Raw genomic sequence first — 16719 nt, 5'->3', positions numbered from 1 at the left:
CATATTGAAGAATAAATGTCCCCAATCGGCGTGAAGAAATGCAGATGAAAACATTCTACTTTGTTCACCTGCACGAATACTTCCTATGTGAAACTCATTTTTTCTAAAAAAAGAAATGTCCGTAAAACCTTTGTAACTAAAAATCACATTCGATGCTATTATAAGTATCAAAAAAACATTCATATATAAATAAATTTAAAAAGTAAATGTACTAAAAAAGTCATAAAGTCGAAAGTCTTAAAGTCATAAAGGGGAAAGCTTGTTTGAGTTTATCTAACATTAATACTTTAAGACGACTTTATAACTTTCGACATTATGACCTTATGACTTTTAGAAGTATATTTGCCTAAATTTATAACTGTATGCAATTACTTATATACTTATTATTTTATCCAATTCTTTGGCTCATTTCGATACTTCCATTTAGGTTATTATATCTTTTTTCTGATGGTGTTTATTTGCTAGTTTATTATATTATAGGCTATCGAAAAAAAACGGTTCGAAATAATTTAGCTATAGCCTTGCCTCATTTATCCGATAAAGAGCGGTTGGTTATAGAAAAAAAGTTTTACAGTCACATGTGTGATATGTTTTTAGAAATGATAAAAACAATTACAATTTCTCAATCTGAAATAGACAAACGATACAAGTTTACTAATCTAGAGGTTTATTTAGATTTAGAAAAAAAACAAAAAAGTATTGCTCTAATGTGTGCGCATTATGCGAGTTATGAATGGGCAATTTCTATGAATAATCACATAAATTTTACAGGTTATGGTATTTATAAAAAAATTGCTAATAAATATTTTGATAAATTGGTAAAAGACATTCGGTCGAAATTTAAAGCCGTTTTAATCACGACCAAAGAAACATCAAAAACGATTCAAGAAAATGCTATTAGTGGGAAATTAGGCATTTTTGGTTTTGCTAGTGATCAAACACCAAGATGGTCTGACAATTTGCATTGGTACCATTTTATGGGGATTGAAACTCCTATTCATGTTGGTGCCGAAATTCTTGCAAAAAAATATAATATGAATGTTATTTTCTTAAAAACCAAAAAAGTAAAACGTGGTTACTACGAGGCAAGTTTAGAAGTTCTTAGTGATGACATTCAAAACGTTCCCAACTACAAAATATCAGAAGAGTTTATGAATCTTGTAGAACAACAAATATACGAACAACCTGAGTATTATCTTTGGACTCACAAACGCTGGAAACACAAAAAGAAGGTTTAAATTTTAAACCAATTTTTTACCATTTCTAATTCCTTATTCAAAGCTTTTTTGTGCACAAATTCATTGCTTTTTGCATTGTAATCATAGTCGTTAGACCATTGTTTGTGGTTTTCTGCCAAGGCTTTTATACTATTACAAACAAACTCTATTTCGGAAGTTGTTGTTGTTGGGTGAATAGACATTCTTATCCAACCTGGTTTTTGCAACAAATCTCCTGAATCTATTTGGCAAACTAAATCGTGTGACATTTCTTCATCTACATGAAGCAAATGATGTCCGTAAGTACCCGCACAACTGCAACCGCCACGAGTTTGAATCCCGAATTTGTCATTCAATATTTTTACACCTAAATTAAAATGTAAATCGGTAATATAAAAAGAAATTACACCCAATCTATCTTGGTGCTGACTGGCAAGAATATTTATATTTTCGATATTTCCAAGGCTTTCAAAAACTAACGAAACGATTTCGTGCTCTCGCTTCAAAATATTATCTATTCCCATTTGTTCCTTTAACTGAATGGCCAATGCTGTTTTTATAACCTGAAGAAAACCAGGCGTTCCGCCGTCTTCTCTGTCTTCAATATTATCAATATATTTATGTTCGCCCCAAGGATTTGTCCAAGAAACTGTTCCTCCGCCTGGGCAATCTGGTATATTATTTTTGTACAAATTTTTATTAAAAATTAATACGCCCGAAGTTCCTGGTCCTCCCAAAAATTTGTGTGGTGAAAAGAAAATAGCATCAAGATAACTTTCTGAATCCGTTGGATGCATATCGATAGCAACATAAGGTCCTGAGCAAGCAAAATCGACAAAACAAACCCCTTTATTTTGATGCATTAACTTTGCAACTTCATGGTAAGGCGTTCTTATTCCCGTCACGTTAGAACAAGAAGTAATCGAGGCAATTTTGAAACTTCTATCCTTATACTCTTCTAATAATTTTTTAAGATTATCTATACAAAACAAACCTTGCTCGCAGGAAGGAATTACAACCACGTCGGCAATCGTTTCTAGCCAAGAAGTTTGGTTAGAATGGTGTTCCATGTGAGAAATAAAAACAATAGGCTTTATTTCGTTGGGAATATTTGCAAATTCTTTTAGATTTTCAGGCATTTTAAGACCCAAAATACGTTGAAATTTATTAATTACGCCCGTCATTCCTGTACCATCATTTATCAAAACATCATCATCATTTGCATTTACATGGTGTTTTATAATATGTCTTGCTTCGTGGTAAGCCATTGTCATTGCTGTCCCAGAAACAGTAGTTTCGGTATGCGTGTTGGCAACAAATGGCCCAAATTCGTTCATCAATTTTTCTTCGATAGGACGATACAAACGACCACTGGCAGTCCAATCGGTATAAATTATTTTTTGTGTACCAAAAGGAGACTCAAATTCCTGATTAATACCAATAATATTATTACGGAATTGTTGAAAATACTGTTCTAATTCGGTCGAAACTTCGGTAGCAATCATGATGTTATAATTTGACTTCAAAGATACATTTTTTTAGATATTTGAAAATTGTTATCTCACATTTATTTACTAAATTTGAATAGCTATCAATACATTTTTAAAATAAAAAATATGACAACATTAGAATTCAAAATTGAAATAAATGCATCCAAAAAAAAAGTTTGGAATACATTATGGAATGATGAAACCTACAGAAAATGGACTAATGTTTTTTGTGAAGGAACTTATGCCACGAGCAATTGGAACGAAGGTGATAAAATTCATTTTCTTTCTCCAAATGGTGAAGGAATGAATAGTATTATTGATAAAAAAATAGAAAATGAATACATTGCCTTCAAGCATTTAAGTACTATGAAAGATTTTGAAGAAATGCCTATTGATAACGAAAGTAAAGAATGGACTGGATCTTTAGAGACTTATCGATTAACACAAAATAATTCGACTATTATTCTAGAGGTAAAAATAGATACTCTTGAAAAGTATGTAGATTACTTCAAAACTACTTTTCCAAACGGATTAGAAATGGTAAAAACACTTTCAGAAAACTAAAAATTTAAATTTAAAAAACAATTATGGCAACAGTAAACGCTTATCTTACCTTCAACGGTAACACAGAAGAAGCATTCAATTTTTACAAATCGGTTTTTGGTGGTGAATTCGCTTATATTGGTAGATTTAAAGATATGCCTGCAGACGAAAATTGCCCTCCTCCAAGTGCAGAGGAAGGAAATCTTATTATGCACGTGAGCTTACCTATTAGTAAAGAAACCATATTAATGGGAAGTGATGCTACAAGTTTCAGTGGAAATGTAACTATGGGAAGTAATTTTTCTATTTCAATTAATGGAGATAACAAAGACGAAGCAGATAAATTATTCAACGGACTTTCTGCTGGTGGAAAAGTAACTATGCCAATGGAAAAAACATTTTGGGGAGCTTATTTCGGAATGTTTACCGATAAATTCGGAATCAATTGGATGGTAAATTTTGATGAAATCCCTAAATAAATAACAAAATAAAACCCTTTCAAAATAAATTATTGAAAGGGTTTTTAGTTTTTAAATTCCAGCAATAGCTTTTATTTCATCAATAATTCGTAAGGCTAATTTATCCGCTTCTTGTTGCGTTGCCGCTTCGGTATAAATACGAATAATAGGTTCGGTATTCGATTTTCGCAAATGAACCCAATTTTCTGCAAAATCAATTTTTACACCATCTATAGTGGTAATATTTTCGTTTTTATATTTTTCGGTCATGGCAGTTAGAATCGCATCGACATCTATTTGTGGTGTCAATTCAATTTTGTTTTTACTCATGTAATATTGCGGATAGCTCACTCGCAATTCAGCAACAGTTTTCTCTTGATTCGCTAAATAAGTTAAGAACAAAGCGACTCCTACCAAACTATCACGACCGTAATGCAATTCTGGATAAATAATCCCGCCGTTTCCTTCACCACCAATAATAGCGTTTGTTGTTTTCATTAATTCTACCACATTTACCTCTCCTACTGCACTGGCTTGGTAACTTCCGTTGTGTTTATTGGTAATATCGCGTAAAGCACGAGAAGATGACATGTTAGATACTGTATTTCCTGGTGTTTTACTCAAAACATAATCGGCGCAAGCCACAAGCGTATATTCTTCGCCAAACATTTCTCCATCGTTAGATATAAAAGCGAGACGATCTACATCTGGGTCGACAACGATTCCAAAATCGGCTTTTTCTTCCAAAACCAATTTGCAAATATCTCCTAAATGCTCTTTTAAAGGTTCTGGATTGTGTGGAAAATCCCCGTTTGGCGTACAGTATAGTTTCACAACTTCTACACCCATTTGTTCTAACAAATTAGGAATAATAATTCCACCCGAAGAATTTACGGCATCAACGACAACTTTATACTTTCTTTTGGCAACCGCTTCTGCATCTACCAAAGGCAAATTCAAAACTTCGTCAATGTGAATATCCATATAAGAATCATTAATGGTAATTTCTCCTAAAGAATCTACATCAGAAAAATCGAAAGCTTCAGCATCGGCAATTTCTAGAATTTTCGCACCATCATCTCCGCTCAAAAATTCGCCTTTGGCATTCAATAATTTCAAAGCATTCCATTGTTTGGGATTGTGAGAAGCAGTCAAGATAATTCCACCATCGGCATTTTCTAAAGGAACAGCTATTTCAACTGTTGGCGTTGTTGAAAGTCCTAAATCGATTACATCGATTCCCAAACCTAATAAAGTATTCATAACCAAATTATGAATCATTGGCCCTGAAATCCTTGCATCGCGACCTATAACTACTTTTAGTTTGTCTTTATTGCTATTTTGTTTTAGGAAAGTTCCGTAAGCCGAAGCAAATTTTACCGCATCGACTGGAGTCAAATTATCTCCAACTTTTCCACCTATAGTTCCACGAATTCCTGATATTGATTTTATTAAAGTCATTGTATTTTTTATTATAAATTTTGAATGATGAATTTTAAATTCACACAAATATAAAAAGGTTCAAAGATACAAAGGTACTAAGGCACTAAGTTTTTTTCATATATTTACAAAAACCTTTGCAACTTAGATTCTTAGAACCTTAGCAACTCTTAAAATGAACTATCTCGCTCACATTTTTCTTTCTGGAAATAACGATTTTATCAAAATTGGCAATTTTATGGCCGATGGTATTCGTGGGAATGATTATTTGAAATTTCCAGAAGAAGTAAAAAACGGAATTATTTTGCACCGTCATATTGATACTTTTACTGATGCCCATCCAATTTACCGAAAAAGCAAACACCGTTTACACGAAAAATACGGACATTATGCTGGTGTGATTATGGATATTTTATACGATCATTTTTTGGCTAAAAATTGGAGTAATTATTCTGATGAAAAGTTAGAAGATTATGTGGCGAATTTCTATAAATCGCTAGAAGATAATTACGATATTCTTACAGAAAAAATACAAAATCTAATACCATATATGACCGAAAGAAATTGGTTGGCAAGCTATGCAACCATTTCAGGCATTGAAATGATTTTGTTTCAAATGGATTATCGCACAAAACATAGGGCCAATATGCAAGAAGCTGTTGTTGAATTACAAGAATTTTACCTCGAATTTGAAGAAGAATTTACTTTGTTTTTTGAAGAATTGAGAGCCTTTTGTTTACAACAGATGAAAAAATTATAAAAATTCATTTTCAAATCAATTTTTAAAAGAAGCATCAAAATTGTATCTTTGTTTTTTACTCCAATTATGTTAGAAAACGATAATACCATCGAAGTTATTGGCGCTCGCGTTCATAATCTCAAAAATATAGACATTTCCATTCCGCGTGAAAAATTAGTCGTTATTACTGGACTTTCTGGTTCGGGAAAATCATCTTTGGCTTTCGATACCATTTATGCCGAAGGACAACGTCGTTATATAGAAACTTTTTCGGCTTATGCCAGACAGTTTCTTGGCGGATTAGAACGTCCTGATGTGGATAAAATTGATGGCTTGTCGCCCGTAATTGCCATCGAGCAAAAAACAACTTCTAAATCACCACGTTCAACTGTTGGAACCATTACCGAGATATATGATTTCCTCCGTTTGCTTTTTGCACGTGCTGGCGATGCTTACAGTTACAATACGGGGGAAAAAATGGTTTCCTATTCTGACGAGCAAATTAAGAATTTGATTATTAAAGATTTCTCTGGAAAAAAAATCAACATCCTCGCTCCTATTATTCGTGCACGAAAAGGACATTATGCCGAATTATTCCAACAAATTGCCAAACAGGGTTTCTTGAAAGTTCGTATTAATGGTGATGTTAAAGACATTACCGCAGGAATGAAACTCGATCGATACAAAACCCACGATATTGAAACCGTTATCGACAGAATTGTAGTAGATAATACTGATGATGTTCAGAAACGAATATCAGAAAGTATCAACACCGCAATGCATTACGGCGAAAATGTATTGATTATTTTAGATCAAGATAGTAACGAAGTTCGATTTTTTTCTAGAAACTTAATGTGCCCAACAACTGGAATTTCGTACCAGAATCCAGAACCAAATTTATTTTCTTTCAATTCGCCAAAAGGTGCTTGTCCCGATTGTAATGGTTTGGGAACTATTAACGAAATTAATATCAAAAAAATAATTCCAAATCCTAAATTATCAATAAAATCTGGTGGTTTTGCTCCGCTTGGCGAATACAAAAGTTCTTGGATTTTCAAACAATTGGAAATTATTGGGGAAAAATTTAATTTCAAATTAACCGATCCTATCGAAACCATTTCCGACGAAGCCATGGAAATGATTCTGAATGGAGGCAAAGAAAAATTCTCGGTAACATCAAAAACTGCTGGAGTTACCAAAGAATATAAAATTGAATTTGAAGGAATTTCGGCATTTATAAAATCGCAACACGACGACTCAGGTTCATCTACATTAAAACGTTGGGCAAAAGAATTTATGGACGAAGTAAATTGTCCTACCTGCGAAGGTTCAAGACTGAAAAAAGAGTCTCTTTATTTTAAAATAAACGAGCAAAATATCGCCGATTTATCCAATATGGATATTTCGGATCTAACAGCTTGGTTTCATGATTTAGACAATCATTTGTCAGACAAACAAAAACGAATTGCTACCGAAGTTATCAAAGAAATTAAAGACCGATTGAACTTTTTAATGAATGTTGGTTTAGAATATTTGTCCATTAGCCGAAGTTCAAAATCACTTTCTGGTGGCGAAGCACAACGCATTCGTTTGGCAACTCAAATTGGTTCGCAATTGGTTGGTGTTTTGTATATTCTGGACGAACCCAGTATTGGTTTGCACCAACGTGACAACGAAAAACTGATTCATTCATTAGAGCAATTGCGAGATATTGGTAACTCAGTAATCGTTGTCGAACATGACAAAGACATGATAGAACGTGCTGATTATGTGATTGATATTGGTCCAAAAGCAGGGAAATATGGTGGCGAAATTATAAGCAAAGGAACACCTAAAGAAATATTAAAAGGAGATACCATTACAGCGCAATATTTGAATGGAAAAATGAAATTTGAAATTCCGAAAAAGCGTCGTGAAGGGAACGGAAAATTTCTAAAATTGACTGGAGCAACAGGAAACAATCTAAAAAATGTTTCGATAGAATTGCCTTTGGGACAACTCATTTGCGTAACCGGGGTTTCGGGTTCAGGAAAATCGACATTAATTAATGAAACACTTTACCCTATTTTGAACGCGTTTTATTTTAATGGTGTCAAAAAACCAAAACCATACAAAAAAATTGAAGGTTTAGAGCATATTGATAAAGTTATTGATATTGATCAAAGTCCGATTGGACGAACTCCACGTTCGAATCCTGCTACTTATACCGAAGTTTTTACCGAAATAAGGAATCTATTTACGATGACTTCCGAAAGTATGATTCGTGGTTATAAAGCGGGAAGATTTAGTTTTAATGTAAAAGGCGGACGCTGCGAAACCTGCGAAGGTTCTGGAGTTCGAACCATAGAAATGAGTTTTCTACCAGATGTTTATGTAGAGTGCGAAACCTGTCAAGGCAAACGTTTTAACAGAGAAACACTAGAAATACGTTTCAAAGGAAAATCGATTTCCGATGTTTTGAATATGACGATAGACGAAGCTGTACCTTTTTTTGAAATGATTCCGAAAATACACCGAAAAGTGAAAACCCTGCAAGATGTTGGTTTGGGATATATTACACTTGGACAACAAAGTACGACACTTTCTGGTGGCGAAGCACAACGTATAAAACTCGCTGGTGAATTGTCTAAAAAAGATACAGGAAACACGTTTTATATTCTCGATGAACCCACAACTGGCTTGCATTTTGAAGACATTCGAGTTCTCATGGACGTGATTAATAGATTAGTAGATAAAGGAAATACAATCTTAATTATCGAGCACAATATGGACGTGATAAAACTCTCGGATTATATTATAGATATTGGTCCTGAAGGAGGAAAAGGTGGCGGAAATGTCGTGGCTAAAGGAACTCCTGAAGAAGTTGCGAAAAATAAAAAAAGTTATACTGCGCAGTTTTTGAAAAAAGAACTGAAATAAATTAAAAATATGAAAAAGGTAATTCTAAAAATTTTTATTTGTTTAATAATTACAACATTACACGCTCAATCACCGAGTATCCAATGGCTAAAATGTTACGGAGGCACTCAAATTGATAATGGAATGTCAGTAAAACAAACAACAGATGGCGGATATATTGTTATTGGCAATACCTACTCAAATGATGGTGATGTAACAGATGCTCCTGGTTATGTAGATTTTTGGATTTTAAAATTAAATTCCACTGGAGCAATTCAATGGCAAAAAACGTTAGGTAGTGTAAATACTGACAGCGCCTATGATATTGAACAAACAAGTGATGGAGGTTATGTTTTTATTGGAACTGTCGGAAATAGCGATGGAGATGTCGTTGGATCATTTGGCAGTCAGATATGGGTTGTAAAACTAAATTCTACAGGTACTATTACTTGGCAAAAAACACTAGGTGGAACTTATGAAGAGGTTGGATATTGCATCAAACAAACCGCTGATAATGGCTATATTATTGCTGGCTCAAGCAATTCTAGTGATGGAGGCGTAACTGGCAATCATGGATTTATCGATGCGTGGATAATTAAATTAGATTCTGCTGGAGCTGTACAATGGCAAAAATCATATGGTGGAACAGAATTTGACGAAGCTTATAGCATCAAACAAACTTCAGATGGTGGTTACATTGTTGCTGCATATACTGGTTCAAATAATGGAAACGTAACTAATTTTCATGGATTTTATGACGCTTGGATTTTAAAACTCAATTCGAGCGGCAATTTGGTATGGCAAAAAACCATTGGTGGCTCTGGGCAGGATAGAATTGATAAAATTGAATTAACAAATGATGGAGGATATATTTTAGCCGGTGGAACTGGCTCAAATAATGGAGATATATCTGGTCAACACGGGGGATATGAAGCTTGGATTGTTAAGATGAATTCATCAGGAACAATACAATGGCAAAAAACTATCGGTGGAACCAGTGACGATGTTGCAAAAAGCATCATTCAAACTACAGATGGCGGATATGTAGCTGTTGGAAATACTGTTTCTAATGATGGCGATGTAATTGGCAATCACATTAATGGTGATGGATGGTTATTTAAACTCAATTCTTCAGGAATAATTCAATGGCAAAAATATTTTGGAGGAACTGGAATTGATACAATGAACAATATCCGACAAACTACGGATGGAGGATTTATACTTACCGGCACATCAGGCAGCAGTACTATTGATGGAGCTACAAATCATGGCAGTGACGATTTAATAGTTACTAAATTAACTCCTGAAAATTTAAGTATTGATGATTTTAATAACCCAAAAATTAATATTTACCCGAATCCTGTCGAAGAAATACTTCAAATTAATTCCAATAATAATCAACTCAAATCGATAAAAATTTTAGATTTAAATGGGCGATTAATTTATGAATCTTTTTCAGGCAACTTAAATATAAATGCTTCAAAACTACAATCAGGAGTTTATATGATTGAGCTTTTATTTGATAATGACTTGGTAGCGAAACAAAAAATAATTAAAAAATAAAAAAACTACAAGCCTCAATTTTTGAAAAAAGAATTACTTTAGCAGGCTGTTTTTTACAGAAAATAAAATTTGAATACTAATACCCTAGCCCTGATTGCAACGATATCCTTTTTCTTGCTCCTTTAGCAAGGAAAAGATATAGTGAAAAGCAGGAAATAGCTCCTAAAAAAATAAAAAAATGAGATTAGAAGATTTTGATAATGACGATGACAAAGTAATTCAGGACAAACTGAAACAAAAAACGTGGAATGAGATTCGTACCAACGATTCGTGGGCAATTTTTAAGATTATGTCCGAGTTTGTGAATGGTTACGAAAGTATGGCGAGAATTGGACCTTGCGTTTCTATATTTGGTTCGGCGAGAACAAAACCAGACGATAAATACTATTTATTGGCCGAAAATATTGCTTACAAAATTAGTAAAGCTGGTTATGGTGTGATTACTGGTGGTGGTCCTGGAATTATGGAAGCCGGAAACAAAGGGGCGCATCGTGGCGAAGGAACTTCGGTTGGGCTGAATATCGAGTTGCCTTTCGAGCAGCATTATAACCCTTATATCGATAAAGATAAAAACTTAAATTTCGATTATTTCTTTGTTCGAAAAGTGATGTTTGTCAAGTATTCTCAAGGTTTTGTAGTAATGCCTGGTGGTTTTGGAACGCTTGATGAGTTATTTGAAGCGATTACATTGATTCAGACGAAAAAAATTGGAAAATTTCCTATTATTTTAGTCGGAACTAGTTTCTGGTCTGGATTGATGGATTGGGTACAAAAAGTCATGATTGAACGTGAAAAAACGGTTTCGCCAGACGACATGAAACTGATTCAGATTGTAGATACTGAAGATGAAGTGGTTGATGCTTTGGATAGATTTTATAAAAAATACGATTTGAGCCCGAATTTTTAGTTTTTTTTAATTAAATTGAAATTGCACAAATTTAGATGTTAGCTGTTATTCTGCAAATGCACCGATAAAAAAATAAAAAGCCCGATATGAATAAAGTAAATGTATTTGTAAGTTCAACATGTTATGATTTGAGTCAAATTAGAGCAGACATGTCTGACTTCATTATAAGTCTCGGACATCAACCATTTCTTTCGGAATTTGATAATTTCCCTATTAATCCAAATATACAAACAATTGAAAATTGTATTAATAATGTCAAGAAAGAATCTGATATTTTTGTTTTAATTATTGGCAATCGATATGGAAGCTTAATTGAATCAGGCCATTCAATCACTAATCTCGAATTTTTAACTGCAAAAAATAAAAATATTCCAATTTATACATTCATAGATAAAAAGGTATTAACAGCACTATCCTTTTGGAAATCAAATAAAAATGCTGATTTTAACAATATTGTAGACAATGTTAAAATTTTCGAATTTATCGAAGATATTCGTGAAAATCATAAACTATGGTCGTTCGAATTCGAAAAATCACAGGATATAATTTCAATCTTAAAAACTCAAATTTCCTATTTATTTAAAGAAAGTTTAAATCTTAGGGTAAAATTATCTAACAATAAATCACCAATTTTAGAATTACCAATTTCAAATAAAGCTTTGAATATAGTACTTGAAAGAGATGACTATTTTGAAGTTCTATTTATTGCTCAAACTTTGGTTGATGAAATATCCAAATATGAAAATATAAAAAACGATTATAAATATGGAATTTCTTTACACACTAAAATCCATATTGATAACAATGATGAAATAATCAAATGGTTGCAACATAGATCACAGTATATCTTAAATTTGGTGAACTCTGTTATGAATTTATTTCGAAAACCTCTAAAAATATACTTTGGAGAGATTGGAGTTCCATCAGATTTAAAAGGACTCTATTATGTTTCAAATACTTATGGAAAAATATTTGAAAGTATAATTAATTGGACGATTGAAACTTCTGCTACCAATGTTCCAGAAGAATGCATAGAACTTCGAGATGCTTTATCAAAATTTTCGTCAAAATTAATTGAAGAAATGTGGGATTATCCATTTAAATATCACAAAAATTTAGAAGAATGGAAAGCTAAATCTTTTATAGGAGCTGAACCAAAGGATTTGCAATTTAATATTGAGTTTAAAATAGATGAAAATGTTACAGAAGAATTTAATAGTGCGTTAATTAAATTTTCGTAAAACATTGCAAATACAAATTAAAAAATAACTGCTAAATCGGTTTTCAGGATTACTAAACTTGGTTTGACTTTATAATCAACAATAATATCTACAAATACCTCTCTCTTACAACGTTTTGATGGTGAATCGCATTTCCGCAAACAACAAATCCAATTGCTAAAACTGATATTTCTTTCCCAGAAGCGATTCATTTTGCATTAAATTTACCAAGTTTCATAAAGCTGGCGAAACATTATTCGCAACTCTATTCAAAAAAAAAATGCAAAATTGTGTTGCATAAAATACCAAGACTTGGTATCTTTGATAAAAAAAGATTATGGCACGAAATACTTCAATATTATTAGGCGACTATTTTGAAAATTTCATTAGTGAGCAAATTGCATCTGGAAAATATAGTTCTGTAAGCGAGGTTGTAAGAACTGCTTTGAGAGTTTTTGAGCAAGAAGAAACCAAAACAAAATCTTTAATAAATGAACTTAAAATAGGTGAAAAAAGTACTAAGATTAGAAATTTTGACCGCAAAAAAAATCTTGAGCAACTTAAAGCAAACTTTGTAAAATAATGTTAAAATATATAATTAGTGAAACCGCACTTAATGACATTAACAAAATTTGGATTTACACAGCAGAAAATTGGTCTATCGAGCAAGCTGATCGTTACTATAACTTAATTTTTGACGAAATTGAATATATAGTTGATAACTTTGAAATGGCTCGTGACTTTGGAAATATTAGAAAAAACTATCGATGCTCAAAAGTAAAATCTCATTTAGTGTTTTTCAGAAAAACGAAAGAGATAGAAATTGAAATTATAAGAGTTCTACACGAAAGAATGGATATTGAGAATCAATTAAGCGAGTAAACAAATATCATTACAAATATCTTTCTCTTACAACGTTTTGGTGATGAATCGCGTGTCCAGAAACAATAAATCCGAGTGCTAAAACCGATATTTCTTTCCCTGAAGCAATTCCTTTTGCAGCTAACATTTCTTCTGTAAAACTTTCGAATAATTTTATTGTCGATTTTCTAACCAATATAAATTCTTGAAGTAAATCGGCCATATCAATTGTGGCTGTATTTACATTTGCTGCATAATCATTTTCTTCGAAACCGGGAATGGGTGTTCTATCAAATCTTGCGAAACGCAAAGCTCTATAGGCAAAAATTCTTTCGGCATCAATAATATGACGAACGATATCTTTGATAGTCCATTTATTTTCTTGGTATTTATAATTGTATTTTTCTACCGAAATATTTTCGATAAAAGTTACAAAATCATTTAAATTTTCTTCCATCGCAACAATACAATCATCATGTTGCACGTAATTTATATAAGTGCCAAAATAAGCTGGATAATCTGTGTCTAATAAGTCTTTCATACGTAGATAATACTTGTTTTTTATTGGAATATGGTATATTCATAAGGAAACCTTAGTCTAGGTTATTTATTTAGTTATCATGAATATTTCATAAAATAAAGATATAAAAAAAGTCCGCCGAAGCGAACTTTATATTACATATTTTTGAATATGGTATGCATTAACCTTTTCTTATCGTTGATGCTTTCGTCGAGAGAAATCATCGTTTCTGTTCTATAAACACCTTCAATATCATCTATCATATAAATAACATCTTTAGCATGTTTTGTATCTCTTGCTCTAATTTTGCAAAAAATATTAAATTTCCCTGTCGTAACGTGAGCTACAGTAACATAAGGAATTTCACTTATTCTTTCTAATACAAATTTTGTTTGCGAAGTGTTATTAAGAAAAACACCTACATAAGCAATAAAAGAATATCCTAATTTCTCGTAATCTAACGTTAATGAAGAACCTTGAATAATTCCCGCATCTTCTAACTTTTTTACACGAACGTGAACTGTTCCCGCAGAAATTAGTAATTTTTTTGCAATATCTGTAAATGGAATTCTTGTGTTGTCAATTAACATATCAAGAATTTGGTGATCAACTTCATCTAAGCGAAACTTACTCATAACTAACTATTTATATTATATATTCTTTAAATTTTGTGTTTTAATTATAATTATAGCAAATTTATTACATTTTTATTAAACCATTAACAAATTTAATGTTTTTATTTAAATAAAAATCTGCTTTTTTACCAATTTCAGGAAAATTATTCGAATCATCGTTATAATCTCCTTCTTCACCATCATATTCTTGGTGTCCAAAAAATGCTACTCCGTTTTCAATTTCAGTAAAATAAGCCTCAAAAACGATTTCATCGCCAATAAGAATTTCTTTATACTGGGCGGCAAAGGTAGTAATTATATTTAATGAATTATAATTAATATTAAAATTTCTGTAAGCAAAATCGACAAACGACACTTTATTTTGTGGAATATTTACATAATTAGTAGTTTTATCATCTATTGTGTCGCTATTGTAAATAAATTGTAAACCAGACATTAACGCAACGAAAATATACTTTCTCGTTTCTTCGCGCTCGTAATCTCCTTGATAATGACCTGCTTCAAACAATATTGTTGGTACATTTAACGACTGAAACATATCTCCAATACAGTTTATATTGAATGAATCATCGAATCTTCCCACTTGATTAGGAATGTGTTTTTGTAACTCGTCATTCATAGCCACAATAACATTTACAGCTTTACTACGAACATCATTATACTCTCTAGCCTCATTATATGCGGGAGCTAAGAAAGAAACCGTTGCAGGATTTCGAGTATTACCCGCCGCAAAAATAGTACGCTGATCATGAAGATTAAAACAATAATTGGGTTTAAAATCCACAAACATTCTTCTCAACAACTGACTTTCAGGTTGTGACAAGTGTACAGAATCTCGATTTAGATCGATTTCATTAGCGTTTACACGAGTATAAGCTTCTGCACCGTCAGGATTAAGAATTGGAATACATAATAAGGTAAACTCTTTTTTTATCTGATTAGCTTCTTCAGAATCTTGTTTTAAGAAATTAAACAAGTCAAAAAGCGCTTTTGTAGTTGTCGATTCGTTTCCATGCATTTGAGACCACATGAATATTCTTTTAGAACCAGTTCCAATTTCGACAGCATATATTGGTTTTTTATTTACCGAATAACCTATTGTAGAAACTTCAAAATCATTCGACATAGTTTCTAAAATTGGTTCGATATGTTTATTTGTAACGTATCTGCCAAACAGTTTTTGTTGTTTTATTTCCGAGAATATTTTAATCAAATTCATAGCATTAATTTATAGTTTACAAAAGTAAACATCTTATTTTTTACAATTGTAAACAATAATTTTAATCGTTTAATTGTATTTTGTAAACACTGTTTAATATTAAAATAGGTTAATTGTTAAGCATTGTCATCGTTGAATTTACATTTATATTATTAATATATAAGTTAATCATTATCAATATTTTAAATATCTTTAATTAAAGTTTTTAATTATCATTATTTGATGTTTTACAATTGTAAAATAGGTTATTTCAATTCTATTGTTTACATTTGTAATCCGTAATTTATTTAATGTGAATTTACAATGGTAAACATAGATGATTTTATAAAAAGACTCGAAATTATACTCGATTATTACGCATTATCAGCCTCTGGTTTTGCTGATAAAGTTGGTGTCCAACGCTCTAGTTTATCTCACCTACTCTCTGGCAGAAACAAGCCAAGTTTGGATTTGATTCTTAAAATTGTTGAGAATTTTCCTGAAGTAGATTTGTATTGGATTTTGAATGGAAAAGGAAATTTCCCGAAATCGGAAATTAAAATGGAGTCAAATTTTCAAACCGCTTCTCCTATTTTAAAAAATAATATCGAAGAAAATAAAATAGATGATTTTCCTAATTTATTTTCTGATGAAAATGAGAATCAAAAAAATCCCGTATTTGAAAATATAAAAAATAATTTTTCAAATACGGGAAATATGTCAAGTGCAAAAAATGAATCGGAAATTGAACGAATTGTAGTTTTTTACAAAAATGGAAGTTTCAAAAATTATTTACCTGAATAATTAATTTTTGGGCACAAAACTGTTTCCTGGAATTTTTCCTAAAACACCAATATAATTTTTTTCTAATATTTTAAAATCGGCTTCTATATTTCCAGTTGGATAAAATGGTGCGCAGAGTTTTACTTCTTTTTTTCCAAAATTAAAAATTACTGGAATAATTGGCACATTGACTTTCATGGCAATGTAATAAAAACCCGTTTTCCATTCCGTCACTTTTTTACGAGTT

General features: G+C 31.9%; 17 protein-coding genes and 1 pseudogene. 11 read left to right on the top strand and 7 right to left on the bottom strand.

What is annotated here, in order from left to right; all coding sequences use genetic code 11:
* A partial coding sequence (locus ACH2BG_RS07730) for a rhomboid family intramembrane serine protease (RefSeq protein WP_395047127.1) occupies positions 1-183 on the bottom strand: 183 nt, incomplete at its 3' end.
* 179 nt (positions 184-362) lie between these two features.
* Between ACH2BG_RS07730 and ACH2BG_RS07725 the strand changes: the two genes are divergently transcribed.
* The gene (locus tag ACH2BG_RS07725) at positions 363-1238 is read left to right on the top strand and encodes a lysophospholipid acyltransferase family protein (RefSeq protein ID WP_395047126.1); all 876 of its coding nucleotides are present in this window, start codon (positions 363-365) and stop codon (positions 1236-1238) included.
* On the opposite strand, the gene ACH2BG_RS07720 is transcribed toward ACH2BG_RS07725, so the two are convergent.
* Positions 1235-2722: an aminotransferase class V-fold PLP-dependent enzyme gene (locus ACH2BG_RS07720; protein WP_395047128.1), complete on the bottom strand. Its 1488-nt coding sequence runs from the start codon at positions 2720-2722 to the stop codon at positions 1235-1237. The two genes, ACH2BG_RS07725 and ACH2BG_RS07720, sit on opposite strands and share 4 nt — an antisense overlap.
* 111 nt (positions 2723-2833) lie before the next feature.
* On the opposite strand from ACH2BG_RS07720, the gene ACH2BG_RS07715 reads away from it, so the two are divergent.
* Positions 2834-3271 carry an SRPBCC domain-containing protein gene (locus ACH2BG_RS07715; protein ID WP_395047125.1) on the top strand — a complete coding sequence of 146 codons (438 nt, stop codon included), beginning with the start codon at positions 2834-2836 and terminating at the stop codon, positions 3269-3271.
* Between the two features lie 23 nt (positions 3272-3294).
* Positions 3295-3729, top strand: coding sequence for a VOC family protein (locus ACH2BG_RS07710; RefSeq protein ID WP_395047124.1), 435 nt, complete (start codon positions 3295-3297; stop codon positions 3727-3729).
* A 51-nt stretch (positions 3730-3780) separates the two neighbouring features.
* On the opposite strand, the gene glmM is transcribed toward ACH2BG_RS07710, so the two are convergent.
* Positions 3781-5169, bottom strand: a complete 1389-nt coding sequence (glmM, locus tag ACH2BG_RS07705) for a phosphoglucosamine mutase (RefSeq protein ID WP_395047123.1) — start codon at positions 5167-5169, stop codon at positions 3781-3783.
* A gap of 154 nt (positions 5170-5323) precedes the next feature.
* On the opposite strand from glmM, the gene ACH2BG_RS07700 reads away from it, so the two are divergent.
* The 7 genes from ACH2BG_RS07700 (at position 5324) to ACH2BG_RS07670 (ending at position 13357) form a co-directional block, all read left to right on the top strand.
* Positions 5324-5908, top strand: coding sequence for an ACP phosphodiesterase (locus ACH2BG_RS07700; protein WP_395047122.1), 585 nt, complete (start codon positions 5324-5326; stop codon positions 5906-5908).
* Between the two features lie 66 nt (positions 5909-5974).
* Positions 5975-8806 (top strand): excinuclease ABC subunit UvrA, encoded by a 2832-nt coding sequence (gene uvrA / locus ACH2BG_RS07695; protein ID WP_395047121.1) that lies wholly within the window; start codon positions 5975-5977, stop codon positions 8804-8806.
* Between the two features lie 9 nt (positions 8807-8815).
* Entirely contained in the window at positions 8816-10348 is a 1533-nt protein-coding gene (locus ACH2BG_RS07690) for a T9SS type A sorting domain-containing protein (protein WP_395047120.1), read from the top strand.
* A gap of 178 nt (positions 10349-10526) precedes the next feature.
* Positions 10527-11255: a TIGR00730 family Rossman fold protein gene (locus ACH2BG_RS07685; protein WP_395047119.1), complete on the top strand. Its 729-nt coding sequence runs from the start codon at positions 10527-10529 to the stop codon at positions 11253-11255.
* An 86-nt stretch (positions 11256-11341) separates the two neighbouring features.
* Positions 11342-12496 (top strand): DUF4062 domain-containing protein, encoded by a 1155-nt coding sequence (locus ACH2BG_RS07680; protein ID WP_395047118.1) that lies wholly within the window; start codon positions 11342-11344, stop codon positions 12494-12496.
* 316 nt (positions 12497-12812) lie between these two features.
* A complete protein-coding gene (locus ACH2BG_RS07675; protein WP_395047117.1) occupies positions 12813-13058 on the top strand; it encodes a type II toxin-antitoxin system ParD family antitoxin in 246 nt (81 codons plus the stop codon).
* A complete protein-coding gene (locus tag ACH2BG_RS07670) occupies positions 13058-13357 on the top strand; it encodes a type II toxin-antitoxin system RelE/ParE family toxin (protein WP_395047116.1) in 300 nt (99 codons plus the stop codon). The genes ACH2BG_RS07675 and ACH2BG_RS07670 overlap by 1 nt, the downstream gene beginning before the upstream one ends.
* Positions 13358-13367: 10 nt before the next feature.
* On the opposite strand, the gene ACH2BG_RS07665 is transcribed toward ACH2BG_RS07670, so the two are convergent.
* The 3 genes from ACH2BG_RS07665 to ACH2BG_RS07655 all read right to left on the bottom strand — a co-directional run bounded on the left by ACH2BG_RS07665 (position 13368) and on the right by ACH2BG_RS07655 (position 15710).
* Positions 13368-13877: a DinB family protein gene (locus ACH2BG_RS07665; protein ID WP_395047115.1), complete on the bottom strand. Its 510-nt coding sequence runs from the start codon at positions 13875-13877 to the stop codon at positions 13368-13370.
* A gap of 134 nt (positions 13878-14011) precedes the next feature.
* Positions 14012-14491, bottom strand: coding sequence for an Lrp/AsnC family transcriptional regulator (locus tag ACH2BG_RS07660; protein WP_091477442.1), 480 nt, complete (start codon positions 14489-14491; stop codon positions 14012-14014).
* 64 nt (positions 14492-14555) lie between these two features.
* Positions 14556-15710 carry a M14 metallopeptidase family protein gene (locus tag ACH2BG_RS07655; protein ID WP_395047114.1) on the bottom strand — a complete coding sequence of 385 codons (1155 nt, stop codon included), beginning with the start codon at positions 15708-15710 and terminating at the stop codon, positions 14556-14558.
* A 303-nt stretch (positions 15711-16013) separates the two neighbouring features.
* Between ACH2BG_RS07655 and ACH2BG_RS07650 the strand changes: the two genes are divergently transcribed.
* A complete protein-coding gene (locus ACH2BG_RS07650) occupies positions 16014-16493 on the top strand; it encodes a helix-turn-helix domain-containing protein (RefSeq protein ID WP_395047113.1) in 480 nt (159 codons plus the stop codon).
* Here ACH2BG_RS07650 and ACH2BG_RS07645 read toward each other — a convergent pair.
* Positions 16494-16719 (bottom strand): annotated as a pseudogene (locus tag ACH2BG_RS07645) (acyltransferase); the annotation flags it as partial. It abuts the gene before it with no gap.

Origin of the sequence: Flavobacterium sp., assembly GCF_043779715.1 — a bacterium.
In the GTDB taxonomy this organism is placed as follows: domain Bacteria; phylum Bacteroidota; class Bacteroidia; order Flavobacteriales; family Flavobacteriaceae; genus Flavobacterium.
This window is presented reverse-complemented; position numbering and strand designations above follow the sequence as displayed.

What these genes read in the sequence shown, in the direction of transcription:
- ACH2BG_RS07690 (WP_395047120.1), top strand. Translation starts at nt 8,816, where the DNA reads ATGAAAAAGGTAATTCTAAAAATTTTTATTTGTTTAATAATTACAACA.
- ACH2BG_RS07680 (WP_395047118.1), top strand. Translation starts at nt 11,342, where the DNA reads ATGAATAAAGTAAATGTATTTGTAAGTTCAACATGTTATGATTTGAGT.
- ACH2BG_RS07685 (WP_395047119.1), top strand. Translation starts at nt 10,527, where the DNA reads ATGAGATTAGAAGATTTTGATAATGACGATGACAAAGTAATTCAGGAC.
- glmM (WP_395047123.1), bottom strand. Translation starts at nt 5,169, where the DNA reads ATGACTTTAATAAAATCAATATCAGGAATTCGTGGAACTATAGGTGGA.
- ACH2BG_RS07660 (WP_091477442.1), bottom strand. Translation starts at nt 14,491, where the DNA reads ATGAGTAAGTTTCGCTTAGATGAAGTTGATCACCAAATTCTTGATATG.
- ACH2BG_RS07675 (WP_395047117.1), top strand. Translation starts at nt 12,813, where the DNA reads ATGGCACGAAATACTTCAATATTATTAGGCGACTATTTTGAAAATTTC.
- ACH2BG_RS07650 (WP_395047113.1), top strand. Translation starts at nt 16,014, where the DNA reads ATGGTAAACATAGATGATTTTATAAAAAGACTCGAAATTATACTCGAT.
- ACH2BG_RS07710 (WP_395047124.1), top strand. Translation starts at nt 3,295, where the DNA reads ATGGCAACAGTAAACGCTTATCTTACCTTCAACGGTAACACAGAAGAA.
- ACH2BG_RS07725 (WP_395047126.1), top strand. Translation starts at nt 363, where the DNA reads ATGCAATTACTTATATACTTATTATTTTATCCAATTCTTTGGCTCATT.
- uvrA (WP_395047121.1), top strand. Translation starts at nt 5,975, where the DNA reads ATGTTAGAAAACGATAATACCATCGAAGTTATTGGCGCTCGCGTTCAT.
- ACH2BG_RS07655 (WP_395047114.1), bottom strand. Translation starts at nt 15,710, where the DNA reads ATGAATTTGATTAAAATATTCTCGGAAATAAAACAACAAAAACTGTTT.
- ACH2BG_RS07720 (WP_395047128.1), bottom strand. Translation starts at nt 2,722, where the DNA reads ATGATTGCTACCGAAGTTTCGACCGAATTAGAACAGTATTTTCAACAA.
- ACH2BG_RS07665 (WP_395047115.1), bottom strand. Translation starts at nt 13,877, where the DNA reads ATGAAAGACTTATTAGACACAGATTATCCAGCTTATTTTGGCACTTAT.
- ACH2BG_RS07700 (WP_395047122.1), top strand. Translation starts at nt 5,324, where the DNA reads ATGAACTATCTCGCTCACATTTTTCTTTCTGGAAATAACGATTTTATC.
- ACH2BG_RS07715 (WP_395047125.1), top strand. Translation starts at nt 2,834, where the DNA reads ATGACAACATTAGAATTCAAAATTGAAATAAATGCATCCAAAAAAAAA.
- ACH2BG_RS07670 (WP_395047116.1), top strand. Translation starts at nt 13,058, where the DNA reads ATGTTAAAATATATAATTAGTGAAACCGCACTTAATGACATTAACAAA.